Raw genomic sequence first — 16924 nt, 5'->3', positions numbered from 1 at the left:
CTCATCAATGTCGATTGCGAGCTGTCACGTTGCAACATGGTTTCGAATTTCGGTTGGTGAGTGAGTTGCCGAATAAGTTCCGCCATCACATGCCGAAGGAGGTCGGCATACTCACGGTCGTTCAAGTTGGGACCCCCTGTCATCGAGTGGTGATGCGAAGCCGGCTGAAGAGTCGATGATCAAAGGGCCGAAGATCAAACCTCGGACGCGACTGGTGAACCGCGCACGCAATGGTGGGCCAACTTGCGTTACTCGGACTGCATAGCGATCGATAGCCCTCGGTACGTCCGGTGCTCGTACAGCGGAAGGGGCCGGCGCTCACGTGATCGCCGCCGAACCCACAGAACTCGCGACGCGTGGCGTGAGGCGCGCGCCGCCACCGGGCTGCCCGATGAGGTTCGGGTGATCGGACAGATACCGATTTGCTGGGCCTGAAGCAGTATTGGGACGAGGGAGAACGCCCCCGACGTCACCGAAACCGACCGGCAGCCGACGGCCTGAGCGCTAGCCGGTGTCGCGCCCTTTGCGGCTACGGCGATATGCCGCGCGCCGAAAGTCGGTGAGCCATTGGGGCGTCAGTGCGACCTCGGAATCGGTGTGCATTACCGGATCGAACGCGATGTCGTCCTGGCTGGGATCGACATGGCGAAGCGTCAACCGGGCCAGCGGTCGAAACGGCCCGGTGGCCGCAGCTTGGTCGATGTCGAAAGTGACTGTTCCCAAATCGATTTGCTCTTGGATGTCACACAGCGACAACCCCGCAGCTTTGATGTCGGTGGACAACCGAGCGCGCACCCACCACACGCCGCCCTGGAATCGAAGCGGCATCAGACTTGAAAAAGTCGTACCCGACCATCTCGACACCGGCGACAGAACGATGCGGCTGTTCGCGATGGTGGACGCCAGTAACACATCCCACGGCGTACAGCTCCGAAGATCCTGTTGTGGCGGCATGCGCCAGGCTAATCCAGCGATATCGGGCAACCGTCCCGGCAGGCCGACGCCCTTGGAGACCCTGGCGATCACGTCGCAGGACTCCACCGGCAATCCCTCGCCTGGCGGTGCGACACGCTCGAAGATGCCCTCAGCGACTACCCCCACAGGGTGGAAAAGCCGTCGGTGCCGTAGGGCCGATCCCAGTTGGACCGGCAGCGCAACGACGTCGGAAATACGCACGGCCCATGGGTGCCCGCAAATTCGCTGAGTGAAACGGCGCACGCGTCTCAACGGGAACAGCGACATCAGGTTCACACCACCGCCAGAGCCTCGGTGGGCACGGCTTCGAGATACCGATGTGCGCGACCGCGCCCGACGTGCTCCACACCTGAAAGACTCCCGACGTAGCCACCGGTAGAACTACTCGGTGATAACTGGCGGAGTCGTGGGAATGACTTGAGCCGGAGAGCTTGACGTGGTCACCACCCCATTGCCGGCAAGGGAGTCGGTAGAACTCCTACGTGCCGACACGCCGCTGACGCTACGACTCAACCACCGCGATGAGGTTGTCGGGCCGAGGACTGGGTAGCAGTAGTTCAGGTGATGCGGGAGTCCGGACCCTCGTTTCGCTTAGCCCTCGGTAGTCATGAAGCGGCTGCCGGGGGCGACTCTGGGCCAGGCCTTTGACACCCAACAGGCAATGGCAGTGGCGAACCTGTCGAATACTGAGATGCGTTTATCGACATCGGACGGCATATCGGCGCCGACGTCGCGGTGACTCTCAGGGGTAGTCATGACGCTCCTTGGCTTGCTTGACATCGGGGCCGCTGAATACCCCGTGGTCAGGAAGTAACCTGAAATCCTCCGGAAACGATGGAAGAGAGCCGCGAGGCCAACGCCGTCCTCGCGTCAACGTGGTTTCGCCTGACCCATGTCACGTTGAGCGGTTCCCGATAGATGAAATGCGCGCGACGCGCCGTGAGGCCGGTGGACTGTCAATCTCCTGGGAAACCAAAGACCAGCCGTTTGCGCGGCGATCTCCCGGGTAGGCCGGTGCCCCAGGAATGAGAAGGAGAAGCAGGCGTGGCAACAGAAGAAATGCTCGAGGTGCGCATGGGCGCACCCGGTAAAGTGCTGGAGATTCGAGCCGGCCGCGTGGAGATCGATATTCCGCGCTCGGTGGGTTACTTCGGGGGTTTGGCGGCCGCTGTCGGCTTGGGCCTGGTGGAGCCACCGCTGGCAATTTTCATCGCTGCCGTTCCGGCGTTCAAGGTGTTAACCAACTCCGCATTGCCCCGTGCCGTCCGAGTCGTCGGTGAAGCACTGGAGGGTGCGGCTAAACCGGTAGGCAGCGACGCTGAAGGGGTCATCCTCCTCCAGGATCAGGGCAAGGCCGACACCCACGTGATGGCACTTCCGCCAAGCCGTCGACGCACTGCCACGCCGCCGAAAACTGCTCGTCAGCGCGTTTGATCGTCGCCACCTCCTGGTCAAATGGGCTTGCGCGGAGCTGCCCTGGCGACCGTCATGCCGACCCGCCGACCGCGGATACGCCGTCCCTGGCAACCGGACGCGCGGTGTTGAAGCCGATTTGGGTGCCCGTGCCGCCAGCACCGAAAGACCCTGCAGCGGCCTTACCGACCGTTGGCCAGCTGCGCCACGGATGGGGCTTGCGAAGACGGGCGTCATGTGTTTGTCGCCCCGATGATCGCCGCTGGCATATCCGCCGCGAGACTGACAACACAATTCCCGCAGGCGTGCAGGCTATAGGAGGCCAGGTCGACGGCGCACTCGAGGACGCCGAATTGGTCTAGCCCCTGGTCGGTTCGCCATAGGCGCAGACCTTCGGCTGTCGACGAGCCAGCCGGTTGAGCGCACGGATAACGGGTACGTCGGAGCACTACACCGGCGGTAAGCAGCACGCGCCACAGAAATATTGATGTCCAGGAGAAGCATGGCGCACGACATATCGTCCAAGGTGGACGAAGCAATTGCAAAGCATGAAAGCGACCCGGCCTACGAGGTGCATCTCGGTGGTGTCGTGGACATCGCCGGGTCAGCCCACCGGGTTGTGTCGATCTGGTTGGAGGGAGTCCGGTGGTCGGGCTATCTCAAGCAAGCAGAACCCGCGCGAACTCGAGCCGCCTCCGTCGGCCGGGTAGCCGCGTTGGCGGTCGGCGTCGTAGTCCAAGATTGCCATGCCGCGCTGATCCCCCGCCAGCAGCAGTCGAGCGACCGCTTCAAGCGAATCGTGCTGCTCTTTGGACAATTGCACCAGCACCGACACCGCCTGTGCCACATCTAGATCGAACCGATGCATAAGCCGCTGCTTGGCTTGGCCGACGACGTCCGACCGATGAGCAGATCCGCGCACTATTTTGCGACCGCTCGGTGACCGCATCACTCGGGTCAGCTGGCGGCCGAATACCAAACCCATTGCCGTAGCGCTCTCGTCGAACGCCTTTGCCTTGTCTGCGTACAGATTCAAGGCGGCGTGGGCGGTGTCGTCATCGGACAGCGGAATCGCAAGAATCGATCGAACCGGCGTGCTTCTCAGCGCCTTCTCAACGAACATGCTCCAACGCGGCTCCCGCTCGAGATCAGGAACAGCGTACGGGCGCTGGTCGTGCGCCGAGTGATAGCACGGCCCCTCGAGGAAGCGTCGTTGCAGGTTGTCCAGAACCAGTGGATGTCCGTCAGTGGCGCCCAGCGACCGGATCACTCCACTGGCTTCGATCAGCGTGATGCCCGCGTGGTGGACAGGTGGGATCAGGTCCACGGCCAGCGCTGTGATGGTCGACAGAATGGAATAGACGTCTCCGTGCCCTTGCCGCCGCGTAGTACGAAGCTCGGCAGAAATGGCCTCATCGATCCGGGCAGTGATGTCACCCGCGTCATCTGCCGATGGCGGCCCCTGAAAACCCGTCATAACCTAACCCCCTGACAAGACCCGGCGCATGTGGGCGACTTGCGCGCAGTGTCTACCGTCAACTCATACCGCCTCGTGGGTACGCCAGCGCGGGTGTTCAGATCCTCCCCCCGCGACCGTCGGGCGGCGCGGTCGACGGTGTCCCGGCGACCGATCATCAGGGTCAGCGGCACGGCAGCGGCGACGTTGCCGAGCGATCGGCGTGCGACCACCGGATGTGGCCGCGTCGCGGCTGTCCGTCGCACCGCCTCCCGTGCATAGCCGAGCTGCATTGAGCGTGCGCCGCGAGGCTCCTTGCTGGAGCATCGGCTGCAGCCGGACCTCTTCGGCGCGGCTCTCGAACGTCAGCTGTGCGACGGCGTCCGGAAAAATCAGCCGACACAGCTGCCTGAGGTGCTTCCGTGGACAATCGCCGGTCGAGACGTCGATCCCATTCAGCAGACGATTGAAATCCATATGGTCGGGCTTTTGGTGGACCAGAATGCCGCGGGTTCCGCCCATCGGAACTCCTTTCAAGGCCCGCCGGATGCCCCTACATAGTGACTCGAATACATAGTGACTCGAAACATCCACGACTTTCGTTCTTTGACGGTTGTGGCGGTTTTCTCTCCGTGGCGGCCGCCTGAGCAACCGCGGTGGCGGCCGTGCAGTACGACCTTCTGTTTCGGTACCTCCGAGGGCTCGGACAGCCCTCGGTCTTCAATGTTGCCTACAGTGCCCGTTCCGGTTGAACGTTGAGCGGGCCTCCTCTAGCAGCGACCTGTGGTTGCCGCCTGGCCCGATCAAACCGAGCGCATGACCAGGCCGTCGATGGGCCGGTTACCAAGGACCGCCTGACGGCCAGCCGCGGACGTCTTCTCCTAAGCGGCAACACGATCCGCACGATGAAGAGCGCTCATAGTGCTTCCCACCAGCCTGGCTGCACACCACAGCGGCCACATTCGACGTCGACGAACCACCGCGTCGGCTCCTCGTGGCCGGCCGACCAGACTGGCTTGACCCATACGATCTTCGCTGACTGGCTGCATACGTTACATAAAGCCATTACGGGCGGGCGTGGCAGCACCTCGGCAGGTTAGCCGGTGAGACCGGGTCTAAACCCAGATCGAACACCAGTCGGGAGCCGAGCAGTCCCATCGTCCCCAGTGCGACAGCCAGGGGGCGCGCTGGCGGACTCGCTTTATCTGCAAGCCAGTGGCCGATACGGCGCGGGAGGTCCTAGCGGCAGACTAGGGCTAGGAGCAGCGGCGGCTCTCAGATTTCGATCGGATCAGTCGTGCCGCCGAAGCACCGATGCCAAGCGACGGCCCGCTTGTGCCCCAGTAGGAGAGATGCCATGCCCAGATTCGATATGCGTTTCAGGTCTGCCACTGTCGATGGTCCCGACCTCCTTGACCGTGAGGCCCCCAGCCGAATGATCGACGATGACTTCGGGCGACACAATGAGGTATTCGACACCAGGCACTTTGCTCTCGCCGTATTGATCCGCGACCTTCGCGGCCCCAGGCCGATCGGAAACCGTTGATCGTCCGCCTTTTCGAAGAAGTGTTGGAAGCCTACGGCGGACTCAACCGTGGGAACGCGTTCACTAAGGTAAAGGCGACGATTGTCAGCGGAGGTCAGCTATGAGGCATCATGGGGTGGCACAGGACGATTCCCCGAGACATATGGTCGCCGCACTTCGCCACGAGCGGTCTTCGGTTCAACCGTACGGCGCCCAGGACCAACGACCGAGCTTCACACCGCAGCGGATTGCCATCACCAACAATGTCGGGTTGTCCCGTTACTTCTCACGTCGAAACCACCCGCGGGCGTCTGCGAACGCGACTACGAACCAGATACGTAAGGAACCTGAGACACTTCGCCGTGAGGCTCCTCCCCTGCCGGGCCGAACTTCGACCCCGACTTCTCAAGGCGGCGTTCGAACAGTCGCTGCAGCGGTGTGGCGACGAACGTGGTGATGATCGTCATGAGCGCCAGGATGGTGTAGAGCTTCCCCGAGATCAGTCCGGCTTCGAATCCGATGTTGAGCAAGATGAGTTCCATCAGGCCACGAGCGTTGGCGAGTGCTCCCATCGAACCGGCCTCGTGCCAACTCATGCCCTGCGAACGGGCTGCCAGCCCAATGGCACCGAACTTTGCGGCGAAGGACACGACGAGTACGACGCCCGCCACGAGAAGAGTGGCTGGGTCCAGTATCAGGTTGAGCTGAGTATTGAGCCCCGAATAGATGAAGAACGCTGGCAACAGCAGGTATGCGACCAGCGGTTCGAACCGCTCGCGGATCGTCTCGAGTAGCGCACCGCGTGGCATGACGGCACCAGCCACGAAAGCGCCGAACACGGAATAGATTCCGACCAGATCGGTGAACCAACTTGCGGTCAGCACGACGAGGAGAACGATGCTCGTGTGCGCGATCGGCACGCCGCCGGTGCGTTCGATATCGGCGCGGGGTGGCGTCCACGTCGCTAATCTCCCGAGCAGCGGACGGCCGACGTAGACCATGAACGCCAGGTAGGCCAGCCCGCCTCCGATGGCCAGAAACGCGCCGAACATGCTTCCCTTGGCCGTCGCAACGACTGTCGCCAACAAGACCCAGGAGCACGCGTCGTCAATGGCGGCGCAGGACAGCGCCATCGTCCCCAACCGGGTATCGAGCAGTCCGGAGTCGTAGACGATCCACGCCAACATCGGAAACGCCGTAATGGCCACGGCGGCTGCGACGAACAAACCACCCTGCCAATGCACGACCTTGTCCGTGAAGTATCCGCCGACGCTGACCATCCACCATCCGACGACGCCACCGAGCACCAGAGGGACACCGATACCGGCGGAGGCGGTGACACCGGCCTGCCGCACGTGTGTGCCGAGGATGTCCAGCTTGAACGACGCCCCCACCAGAAACATGTAGAGCACGAGGCCGAGTTGGCCGACGACGTAGATGACCGTGAGGTTGGGGTGGGTGAAGGTTTCGCCTCCGATGGTCAGCTTCGCGGGGAACAGCCAATGCTGCCCGGCTGCCCATATGGATCCCAACACCGAAGGGCCGAGCACGAATCCGGCCACCATGATGGCGACCACCTGGACCTGGGCGAGTCGGCGGAACAACGGCCACAGCAGGCGATAGGTCGCGAGGATGACGGCGATCTGGAGGAAGAAGTGGGAGGCGATCGACAGAAGCGGGGGCATCAGCGTTTGTCCGACCATCGGAATACGGAGAGGCAAGCCAGCAGACCGACGATGCTCCACGCGGCCAAGACCAGAAATGTCCGCCCGTGCTCCCAGCTGCCGGCCGGTTCGAAGACGACCATCTGCGGCGGCAACAGGACCGACCGGAAGCCCTGAGCCATCCACTTGACGGGAAAGATCGAGCCGACGATCAACATCCACGTGGGCAACACCATGAGCGGCACATAGGTGCCCGACAGGAACTGCAGACCGACTGCCGGGCCGTTGGTGATGACCGCAGCCGAAAGGGCGTTGCTGACGAGGTTACTGACGAAGATGCCCAGGAGTGAACAGCTGATGATGCCAAGAATGAACACCCAGCTCAGCGTGAACCATCCGAACACGTCGGTGGGTAGATGAAGCCCAAAGACCAGCACGCCCACCAACAGAAGGATGAGAGCCTCGGCGAGACTCGCGATGGCGACCAGCATGATCTTCCCGGTGAAATACGACGATGCAGTCGCCGGCGTTCCACGTAGTCGCCTCAGGGCGCCCGTTTCCCGGTCGGCTGCGATGCTGATCCCGAGGTTGGTGAACGATGTCGACAGGATTCCGTAGGCGAGCATGCTCGCTGCGATGACGGCACCGGTGCTTGTTTCCGCACCGGGCAGTTTCGCCGAGAAGATGGAGCCCAACAGAAGGCAGATCACCGCAGGCATCGAGAAGGTCAGAGCCAGCTGTTCGGGACGCCGATAGAACATCTTCAGCTCGGGAACGACTCGGGACAACCCGATGCGCATTGGAGACGGCAGGGTTGAGCGGGAGTCGTCAACGCGGTGCCCGGGCTGGGCAACGTTCTCCGTCGCTTCGATCGCCATCACGCCAGCCCGATCAAGTGCAGATAAGCGTCTTCAAGCGTGGGTCGTGTGACGGTGAGTTGAGCCAACTCCGCCCCACCCGTCGACCGCTGCCGTATCAGCTCGGTCGGATGGTCGGTCTGCTCCACATGGAGCACATCTCCCTCCATCCACCGCACCGTCGCGGCCACGTTCATGTGTGCGGTCAATCTTGTCGGCGAATCCACCGCGGTCACCCGGCCACTGGCGATGACCGCGACGCGGTCGGCCAGAGCGGCGGCCTCCTCCAAGTAGTGGGTGGTGAGCAGAATGGTGGTGCCGTCGTCGGCCAAGACCCTGATGAGATCCCAGAACTGTCGTCTCGCCTCGGGGTCGAATCCCGTGGTCGGTTCGTCCAGGAAGAGCAGTTCGGGCTCGGCGATGATGCCGAGAGCGACGTCGAGCCGACGTCGCTGTCCCCCGGAGAGCGTCCTGACCTTCGAACCGGCACTCGAGGCGAGTCCCACGACTTCGAGTAGTTTCTCGGGCACCCGGGCCTCGCCGTAACACTTGGCGAACATCCGTGCCGTCTCCAGTACAGTCAGCATCCCGAAGTCACTGGTCTCCTGCAGCACGATGCCGATCCTGGCGCGCCAACTGCGCCCCGCAGTCCCAGGGTCTTCGCCTAGAACGTGTACCTGCCCGGCATCGCGTTTCCGGTGGCCCTCGAGAGTCTCGATGGTGGTCGACTTGCCGGCCCCGTTGGGACCAAGGATCGCGAAGACCTCGCCGTAACCGACGTCGAGATCCAGATCCTGTACCGCATGTAATCCCCCGTAAGCCTTCGACAATCCGCGCACGGTTATTGCGGACGACTGATTCGTGGGTGGTGAGGACGTCACGAGTGTGGCTCTCCCGCTTCCGTCTCGGCCTCAGCCTCCAGTTCGGCTAGCAGCTTTCGCACATCGGCGTCGGACAGTTCGTCCATCAGCCGGTCTACCTCGTCGTCGACCACAGTCGGCGGCGGTGGCGACGAAGCTCCGGTGGCTGCGGACACGTCGCCATGGATCGAGCGGAGCTCGGCGAGCACTCGATCGGCCAATGAGTTGACGCTGACGCCTCTGAGTATCTCGAGGACTGGGAGATCGATCGAGAACACCATATTGATCCTGACCCGGAAATCCATCGCCATCATAGAATCCAGGCCGATGTCCTCCAGCATAACGTCGGAATCCAAATCGTCTACGGCGCAATCGAAGACAGCGGCGACGATGTGTTTCACGTGATCCGCGATGACCGCCGGCCTGTCGACCTCCGGAGCGGCTGCGAGAACGGCGAGCACCGAGCCGTCGGAATCGGTCGCAGCTGAGAATGTTTCGGATGTTCCGAGATCCGAGAACATCGGTGGTGGCAGTCCGCCGAATCCGGCCTGCCGGGCTCGGCTCCAGTCGGCATTGATGGCGACGACGCTGGGTGTCCTTTGGTTGATGAGCCGATCGAGAATGCGTGCGCCCACTGCGGGTGTGATCAGCTCGATGCCCCGCTGGGCGTAGATCTTCTCCAACTTGAGCTCTTCGACCATTCCCACCGACCACGGTCCCCACCCGATGGTGAGTGCCGGCAGGCCCTGCGCGACACGGTAGTGCGCGAAGGCGTCGAGGAAGGCATTGGCGGCTGCATAACTCCCTTGACCCGGTGACGCAATCGTCGATCCAGCGGATCCGAACATGACGAAGAATTCGAGGTTGTGATTCTTGAAGGTGTCGTGCAGCACCCAAGTACCGATGACCTTGGGCGCCATCACCTTGGCGAAGTCGTGTCCACTCATATTCACAAGTAGTTGGTCGTTGACCGATCCTGGCGGCGTGGATGATTCCGCGGACCGGCCTGCCGCCATCTCGCATGTGGTTGCTCAGCCAGGCATTTACCTGCTCGCCATTGGCGACATCGACACTGGCGGTCGAGATTTGAACACCGAGGCGTTCGATCGCCCGGATCGTGCTGATGGTCGCGAAGTGCGGGTCGTCTTCGGCCAGTGTCAGCCATCGGCTTCTCGACGGAATGCTGCTTCGGCTCAGCAGCGTGATGTGGCGTGCTCCGCGTTCGGCCAGGTAGGCGGCCACAATGCGGCCGAGCGCTCCTGCACCGCCAGTCACGACATAGGTCGCATCAGGGGTCAGCTTGGTGGGAAACGGTCTTGTCAGGCTGCTGCACGGGCGCAGTCGTGGGACGAACGTCGTTCGGCCGCGGATCGCGATCTGATCTTCGGACCCGTCGTCGAGAAGGTGCTCGCAGATGCGTGCGGCGGTTTCAGCGCGGTCGTCGGTGTCATCGATGTCGATGATGCCGCCCCAGTGTTCGGAGAATTCCTGGTGGCCGATGACTCGACCGAGACCCCAGATAGCGGCCTGGTCGACGGCACGCAGTTGGGTTCCGGGAGCCGGCTGCGCGTTCGTGGTGATCAGGTGAAGGCGGGACTTTACGGTGTCGTTCTCCGCGAGTGCCTTCACGAGGCTTAGGGTGGCGAACGCGCCCAGCTGATGATTCTCGTCGGCGGAGAGGCGGTCGGAGATATCGAGTGGCCAGCAGTTGACGATGCCTTCGAGGTCGCCTTTGCCGCCGAGGTCGGTGAACAGCTGGCCCATCTGCTCGGGGCATCGGGTGTTCATCACGTAGTCCCCGTCGATCTCGGTGAGTGCAGCGACGGGTTGGTGGTTGACCACGAGAACGCGGTGGCCGCGGCGACGCAGTTCCTCCGCCAGGGTTGCGCCGACACCGGTGTCGTCGGCGAGAACGAGCCAGGACATATTCCGGGTGGCGTTCTCATGCTCCTCGCGCACGTCTGTTTTCATCTCATCGGACGTGGCACACCACTGAATCTCAAACAGCCCGTTGTCGATACGATCGGGTGACACGCGAGACGAGGCGTTCAGCGACTGCACCGAGAAGCCGTCGAAGACAGCGAGCGGCCTCCCGACAGCGTCGGTGATCGTGATGTCGCTCTCGACCTCTTCGCTGGTGGCCGAAACGACGCGAACGTGAACCTTCATGTGTTGTTCAGCTGCACCGTAGATAGCGCAGTGTCGTATCCGGGTCGGGAGGTACGGGTCCTGGTTCTCTTCCTGCCCGAGGAACGGTGCCCCGAATAATGTTTGGAAGGCGCCGTCGAGGAGTGCCGGATGGAATCGGAAGTGGTCGATGTCGTCGGTGATCGCCGCCGGAACAGCGATCTCAGCAACGGCCCAGTCTTCACCGGCGGTCACACTGTGGACGGATCGAAACGCGTCGCCGTAGTCAAAGCCGATTGCCGCGGTGCGGAGGTAGAAGTCGTCACCGCCGATCGAGGTGACCGGCTGATTCCGATCCGGCCGGTCCTGACGGCGCGGCGCCGCCGGAAGGGTGTTGAGCTCCGCGGTCGCGGTGATGGCCCATTTGGAATCGCCGTCGGCCGTGACCGTGAACGCGGCGAACTCCAGCGTGCCGTCGTCCTCGTTCAGGGTGGTTTTGAGAATGGGGTCGCAGGTTTCGTCGAGTATGACTGCGCGGTGAAGTACCAGGTTGTCCACACTGTGGTTCGACCCGTAGACCGCGTTGGCGGCCGCCGAAGCCATTTCCACGTATACCGCGCCGGGCACGACGACGCTGCCCTGCACCCGGTGGTCGGCGAGAAATGGGTTGAAAACGGAGCTGAGTTCGGCTTCCCAGGTGGGATGCAGGGCGCTTACGGATTGCCCTAGAAGTGGATGCACCGGGTCGTAGAACAGCGACTCCACCGCTTCCCGGGTTTCGTTCCAGAAACGCTTCGTCTGCCATGGGTAGGACGGGAGCGTGAGCAGTCGGCCGCCGTCCCGGGGGTTCACCGCGTTCCACGCGATCTCATGACCGTTGCAATGTAGTGCGCCGATGCAATTGAGTAGTGCGCGGCTGTCATCGAGGTTCCGTCGCTGGGTGGCCATCACCGAAACCCGTTGTTTCCCGGCGATTTCGAAGATCGACGCCGCGAGAACGGGATGTGGGCCCAGCTCGACGAAGTGGGAGTATCCATCCTCCAGCATTCGGCGGACCGCCGGTTCGAAGAGAACGGTGGCGCGCGTGTTCTGCCACCAATAGGCGGCGCCGGCCTGGTATCCCTCCAACTGTTCACCGGTAACCGTCGAATACACCGGGATCGCAGCGGCTTTGGACGATAGGCCTTCGAAGGCGCTGACGAGGTCCTGCTTCACCGCGTCCATGTAGTGGGTGTGATACGGCACCTTCACGGAGAGATACCGATTGAAAATTCCTGCCTCTTCCAATTGGCCGGCCATGTCGTCGAGGACGTCACTGTCGCCTGCGATGGTCACAGCCGACGGGCTGTTGATCGCCGCCACCGACACGCGCTGGCCGAACTCGTCGAGTGCCGGCCCACTGATCGTCCGCATCAGGGTGTCGGCGTCGAGGCCGACAGCGAGCATCCGGCCCTGTCCGCTCGTGCGCTGCTGGAGCCGGCTCCGATGATAGATCACCTCGACCGCCTGCTCTAAGGTGAGCAGACCGGCCAGATGGTGGGAGGCCACTTCACCTGCGCTGTGGCCGATCACGGCATCCGGGCGGATCCCGAACTGTGCGAGCTGCTCGGCCAACGCGATCTGAATGGCGAAGTTGGCCGGTTGCGCGATCTCCGTCTCTGCCATGCGAGAGGCGGTCTCATCGCGTCGGAGCTCATCGATGAGAGACCAGTCCGCGTAACAGGACAGCTCTCGGTCGCTGCGCAGGATGCTGTCGGTGAAGGCGGGGAAGACGTCCAGCAGCCCCCGGCACATCTTCCACCACTGCGGGCCCATGCCACTGCACACGAAAGCGAGCTTCGGCGCGGTGAGATCGGTGCGGCCAGTGGAGATCGCTCCACCGTCGGCGAGGGCTCGAAGTTGTTCTGCCGCTTCGGCGACACTGTCGGCGAGCACGGCATGACGATGGTTCAGGTGGGTTCGTCGCCGGCCGAGCGTGTAACCCAGATCCGCCAGCGACACATCGGGGTGCGCGACCAGATGCCCGGCCAACCGACCGGCCGCCGCGGCCAGCGCTTCTTCGCTACGAGCCGAGATCGGAAGCAAGGTCGGCGCCAGCTGCGCGGGCTGATTCACTGCGGGGGCGGAAACCCGGGCAGGCGGTTCGGCGAGCACCACATGGGCGTTGGTGCCCCCGAATCCGAAAGAGTTCACTCCGATCACGCGTCGCTCGTAGTCGGGGAATGGTCGACCCGTCCCAGGAACGTCGATCTTCAGGTCGGCGGGAGACACGTGTCGGGTCGGAGACTGAAGGTGCAGATTCGCCGGGATGTATCCGTGCTTGGCCACCAGTGCGGCCTTGATCAGGCCGGCCACCCCGGCGCCGGCCTCGAGGTGACCGATGTTGGTCTTGATCGATCCGATCAGAAGGGGATTTGTTGCCGTCCGATCCAACGTCAAGGCGTTTGCAAGCGCCTGCATCTCGATGGGGTCGCCGACGGGCGTGCCGGTGCCGTGCGCTTCCACGTATCCGACCTCGGACGGCTCGACACCTGCTCGCCGAAGGGCGGTCCTGATCGCAGCTTCCTGGGCTTCCTCGCGGGGCACGGTGATGCCGTCGGTGTGGCCGTCCTGCGACACCGCCGTGCCGAGGATCTGTGCGTAGATCTCGTCGCCGTCATCGAGCGCCCGTTGAAGCGGTTTGATGATGACGATTGCGCCGCCTTCTCCGCGCGCATAACCGTCCGCGGAGTCGCTGAAGGCCTTGGAACGTCCCTCGGGACTGAGAAATCCGCTCTTCGATTCCGCAATGGCAGTGTTGGGGCCGATCATGATGTTGACACCACCGGCAAGGGCGACATCGCACTCTCCATGCCAGATGCTCTGCGCCGCCAAATGCACCGCGACAAGCGAACCGGAACACGCGGTGTCGATAGTCATACTTGGGCCGCGAAAGTCGAAGGCGTGCGAGATCCGGTTCGCCAGCATCGTCATCATCATCCCGGTGGCCGAATGGGACTTGAACCGGTAACGACTGGTACGGCCCTGATTCTGCAGCAGTTGATAGTCGAGGGTGAATCCGCCGATGAATACTCCGACGTCGGTGCCCGCCAATCCATCGGCGGGAATTCCCCCGTCCTCCAATGCCTCCCAGGTGGCGTGCAGCAGGAGGCGCTGCTGCGGATCGAGTGAGTGCGCCTCGCGCGGAGACATCCCGAAGAACTGGGCATCGAACTGATCTATCTCGCTGAGAAATCCACCTCGCCGGGTCACGATCTTGCCGACCTTCGATGGATGCGGGTCGTGGTATCGGTCGGCATTCCAGCGTGTTTCGGGGACGACGCCCGTCGCGTCGGTTTCACTGCACAGCAGGTTCCACAGGCTCCCCGATGAGTCGGCGCCGCCGGGGAGACGGCAGCCGATGCCGACGATCGCCAACGGTTCGTGGTCGCCGTGTCCGGTGAGCATGGTCAACTGGACTGCAGGACCGGTGAGGTGGCGACGATCCAGTCACTGCTGACCGGGTTGCTCGCCTGTTCCTGGCGATAGGCCGATCTGAGCGCGTGCAAGAGCGAATCCCGTTGCCAGGCCTGCACTTGCCGCATCACGTCGTCGTCTGCGAACATCGACGATTTCTCCGCGAGAACGGTTTCGACCAGCTGACCTGCCAGTTGACGCAGCAGCCGAGCATTCGTATCGAATTGTTCGGCGAAGTTCGGGCTGGTTCCCATCATCGCGGTGTGCAGGGCCACCATGAAGTTCAGCGGCGAATACAGATCGACGAACGGCACAGAGGAGGAGCCGCTTTCCACTGCTGCCCACTCCCGGAAGAACCGTTGGACACGGTTGCTGAGCGCGATGAGTTCCTCGAGGTGGGGAACGAAGCCAAGATCGTCGGCGAAGCTCACGAACCGGCCGTTCATGTAGAGAAAACCGACGAATCCCCAGTAGAACGCGACATCCCAGATGATCTTCGACGACATCACGGTCGGCGTGCCCATCAGTGGGTACTGGTCCTGGTAGACGGCGAGCCACATCTCGGTGAGCGAACGAAACAGGGAGTCGCTGATCTGGGCTCGTCCGACGACATCCTCACCGTCCAGTTCACGGGCAATCATGTCGGTGATCAGACCATTGCCGATCGCCACCAGATCCAGTCCCGATGAATACAACGGATCCAGGAACACGCCGGCGTCACCCGTGAGGCACCAACGGTCGAGGCCGTCGAAGACCTTGGTCGCGCCATGACTGTACTTCTTCATCACCCGGAAGTCTTTGATCAGGTGGGTATGTTCCGCCACCACCGCGGCGCACTGCGGCTCGTGTGCACGCAGCCAAGCTCCGGCCTTGGCCAGCGTGTTGAACTCGTCGAAGCTGTGGAACGCCGGGTCGGCCACGATACCGACGCTGGTGGCGCCGGATGCAAGTCGAATGAGCCAGACCCAGTACCCCTCCCCCATCAAGTGATTGGTGGACATCGCACGGTCACCCTCGATGAGGCGCCCCTGCCAGTCCGGATCGTCGCTCCATCGGCCGATGTCGATTTCCGTTGCGACGCGAAACCAGGCAGCGTTGCAGTCGTGCTCGTTGGGCCGCTTGAGATCCAATTGCCGGGGCAGCATCCGGTTCCGGCCCGACGCGTCAACCACCCACCGTGCCGTGGTCTGCGTGACTGCGTCGTCGCTCTGAAGAGAAATCGTGTGCGGACGATTCTCGGAGCCGACCTCCACTGAACGAACCCGGCCGATGGCGATATCGACGCCCTCCGCCACGCAGCGTCGGTTGAGCTCGTTTTCCAACCTGCCGCGGTCGATTTGGTATGCCGCCTGCGGTACGAACGAGGAACTTCCCAGTTCCATCCGTTGCGCGATATCAGTGTTTCGCCCGTCGGAAAAGAACATCCGCAAGCCCATCTTGCGAATGTGCGAGGTGCTCAAGTGGTCGGCCAAACCCAGCTGATCCCGCAAGTAGTGGGCCGACACCTCAACGGTCGACTCGCCGACCGTATGGGTGACCTCAGGCACCGGGTGAAGGTTCGGCTCGATCACGAGAATCCGCGTGGTCGGACGCGCTCGGTGAATCTCCAGCGCCAAGGTGAGGGCCGCCACGCCGCCGCCGACGATGCTCACGTCATGATCCGGAGCCGGGTCATCGGCAGGGGACAGGCGGGATCTGATCCGTTGCGCGAGAGCCTGTCGTGCCTCCCGACTCATCTGCGCCACCTGCCCCCGCTCGTCCACCCGTCACCCTTTCTCGAGTCTTATCGACCACGTACCCAGAACTGCGACCGCCACACAGTCTGCGGTTGCTAGAGAAAGAGGCCGCTGACCACTCGCATGCCCAACCGTCGGAACACCGGGCCCGCGAAGAAGGACATCCCGAGCGAATCACACTCACGGCGCGCGGACAGCGTGCAACTGATTACCGATTCCTGACGTCTTCGTCAAGCCCGCCACGGACGACGGACCCGTCCGATGCGTTTGCCACAGGACAGTGGCATTTCCACCTTGCGATCTGCGCCGCACGCCTGCGTCGTGAAGCTTTTCCGACATTCGCCCCGGTTAGCGCGCTTCATCTCCTGCGTTGGCCGGCACGACCTGAATGGTCAGCTCAAGGGCGGGAAGTAGTTCGAGTAGGTCGTCGAGCGTGAACTCGTGGATGCGGGCTTGAAGTAGCTTCGTCACCCGTGGGCCGGTGAGATGGAGAAGAACGGCTGCTTGAGCCGCGGTGAGGCGCTGTTGGGTGATGCGCTTGATGACAGCGGTGATCAGTGTCTGGCGTGCTGACCATGTCGCTGCATTTTCCTCTTTGGTGTCAATCTCACTGGGCAGAAGGTTGGTTGGGCTGCAAGGTTCCAGGTGTGGTCTATCGACGTGGCTCGGTGAAGTCGGTATCTCGCCCGATGTTGGAAGGTCTGGTGCGGCCTGCATGGTGATTGAGTTGATCGCGGGGATCGTGGGTGGATCGGATAGGTCGATGCGCACAACGTTGTCCCGCGCGGGTTTTGGGTTCGCCACTGCCGTGCGTGGTTGGTCGAGTGCACTCTTTGTGTCGAAGCCCATACGAGG

10 protein-coding genes and 1 pseudogene are annotated in these 16924 nt (G+C 62.7%); 1 reads left to right on the top strand and 10 read right to left on the bottom strand.

Annotation, left to right across the window (positions count from 1 at the left end; genetic code table 11):
• Positions 1-504: 504 nt before the first annotated feature.
• Positions 505-1176, bottom strand: coding sequence for a phosphodiesterase (locus tag ACVWWN_RS11850; RefSeq protein ID WP_457144065.1), 672 nt, complete (start codon positions 1174-1176; stop codon positions 505-507).
• 843 nt (positions 1177-2019) lie between these two features.
• Here ACVWWN_RS11850 and ACVWWN_RS11845 point away from each other — a divergent pair.
• Positions 2020-2409 carry a hypothetical protein gene (locus ACVWWN_RS11845; protein ID WP_457144064.1) on the top strand — a complete coding sequence of 130 codons (390 nt, stop codon included), beginning with the start codon at positions 2020-2022 and terminating at the stop codon, positions 2407-2409.
• A gap of 583 nt (positions 2410-2992) precedes the next feature.
• Here ACVWWN_RS11845 and ACVWWN_RS11840 read toward each other — a convergent pair.
• From ACVWWN_RS11840 to ACVWWN_RS11800, 9 genes and pseudogenes are all read right to left on the bottom strand, one after another.
• On the bottom strand, positions 2993-3865 hold the full coding sequence (locus ACVWWN_RS11840; RefSeq protein WP_457144063.1) for a GAF and ANTAR domain-containing protein: 873 nt from the start codon (positions 3863-3865) through the stop codon (positions 2993-2995).
• An 895-nt stretch (positions 3866-4760) separates the two neighbouring features.
• Positions 4761-4910, bottom strand: a complete 150-nt coding sequence (locus ACVWWN_RS11835) for a DUF7160 family protein (protein ID WP_457149098.1) — start codon at positions 4908-4910, stop codon at positions 4761-4763.
• Positions 4911-5692: 782 nt separating this feature from the next.
• Entirely contained in the window at positions 5693-7072 is a 1380-nt protein-coding gene (locus tag ACVWWN_RS11830; protein ID WP_457144062.1) for a cation:proton antiporter, read from the bottom strand.
• Positions 7054-7833 carry an ABC transporter permease gene (locus tag ACVWWN_RS11825; RefSeq protein WP_457149097.1) on the bottom strand — a complete coding sequence of 260 codons (780 nt, stop codon included), beginning with the start codon at positions 7831-7833 and terminating at the stop codon, positions 7054-7056. Before ACVWWN_RS11825 ends, ACVWWN_RS11830 begins: the two co-directional genes overlap by 19 nt.
• Before the next feature lie 77 nt (positions 7834-7910).
• Positions 7911-8720 (bottom strand): ABC transporter ATP-binding protein, encoded by an 810-nt coding sequence (locus ACVWWN_RS11820; RefSeq protein WP_457144061.1) that lies wholly within the window; start codon positions 8718-8720, stop codon positions 7911-7913.
• 47 nt (positions 8721-8767) lie between these two features.
• Entirely contained in the window at positions 8768-9670 is a 903-nt protein-coding gene (locus tag ACVWWN_RS11815) for a beta-ketoacyl reductase (protein ID WP_457149096.1), read from the bottom strand.
• A 118-nt stretch (positions 9671-9788) separates the two neighbouring features.
• Positions 9789-14324, bottom strand: a pseudogene (locus tag ACVWWN_RS11810) (type I polyketide synthase); the annotation flags it as partial.
• Positions 14325-14326: 2 nt separating this feature from the next.
• On the bottom strand, positions 14327-16069 hold the full coding sequence (locus ACVWWN_RS11805) for an NAD(P)/FAD-dependent oxidoreductase (protein WP_457144060.1): 1743 nt from the start codon (positions 16067-16069) through the stop codon (positions 14327-14329).
• Between the two features lie 348 nt (positions 16070-16417).
• Positions 16418-16918 carry an XRE family transcriptional regulator gene (locus ACVWWN_RS11800; RefSeq protein ID WP_457144059.1) on the bottom strand — a complete coding sequence of 167 codons (501 nt, stop codon included), beginning with the start codon at positions 16916-16918 and terminating at the stop codon, positions 16418-16420.
• Positions 16919-16924: the final 6 nt, after the last annotated feature.

The sequence above is a fragment of the Mycobacterium sp. URHB0021 genome, assembly GCF_054057895.1.
Note: the sequence above shows the minus strand (reverse complement) of the source record. Positions and strands in the feature narration are given on the sequence as shown.

Excerpts from the sequence above, each read along its gene's own strand:
- ACVWWN_RS11840 (WP_457144063.1), bottom strand. The coding sequence starts at position 3,865 with ATGACGGGTTTTCAGGGGCCGCCATCGGCAGATGACGCGGGTGACATC.
- ACVWWN_RS11805 (WP_457144060.1), bottom strand. The coding sequence starts at position 16,069 with ATGAGTCGGGAGGCACGACAGGCTCTCGCGCAACGGATCAGATCCCGC.
- ACVWWN_RS11830 (WP_457144062.1), bottom strand. The coding sequence starts at position 7,072 with ATGGTCGGACAAACGCTGATGCCCCCGCTTCTGTCGATCGCCTCCCAC.
- ACVWWN_RS11815 (WP_457149096.1), bottom strand. The coding sequence starts at position 9,670 with ATGGCGCCCAAGGTCATCGGTACTTGGGTGCTGCACGACACCTTCAAG.
- ACVWWN_RS11800 (WP_457144059.1), bottom strand. The coding sequence starts at position 16,918 with ATGGGCTTCGACACAAAGAGTGCACTCGACCAACCACGCACGGCAGTG.
- ACVWWN_RS11825 (WP_457149097.1), bottom strand. The coding sequence starts at position 7,833 with ATGCGCATCGGGTTGTCCCGAGTCGTTCCCGAGCTGAAGATGTTCTAT.
- ACVWWN_RS11835 (WP_457149098.1), bottom strand. The coding sequence starts at position 4,910 with ATGGCTTTATGTAACGTATGCAGCCAGTCAGCGAAGATCGTATGGGTC.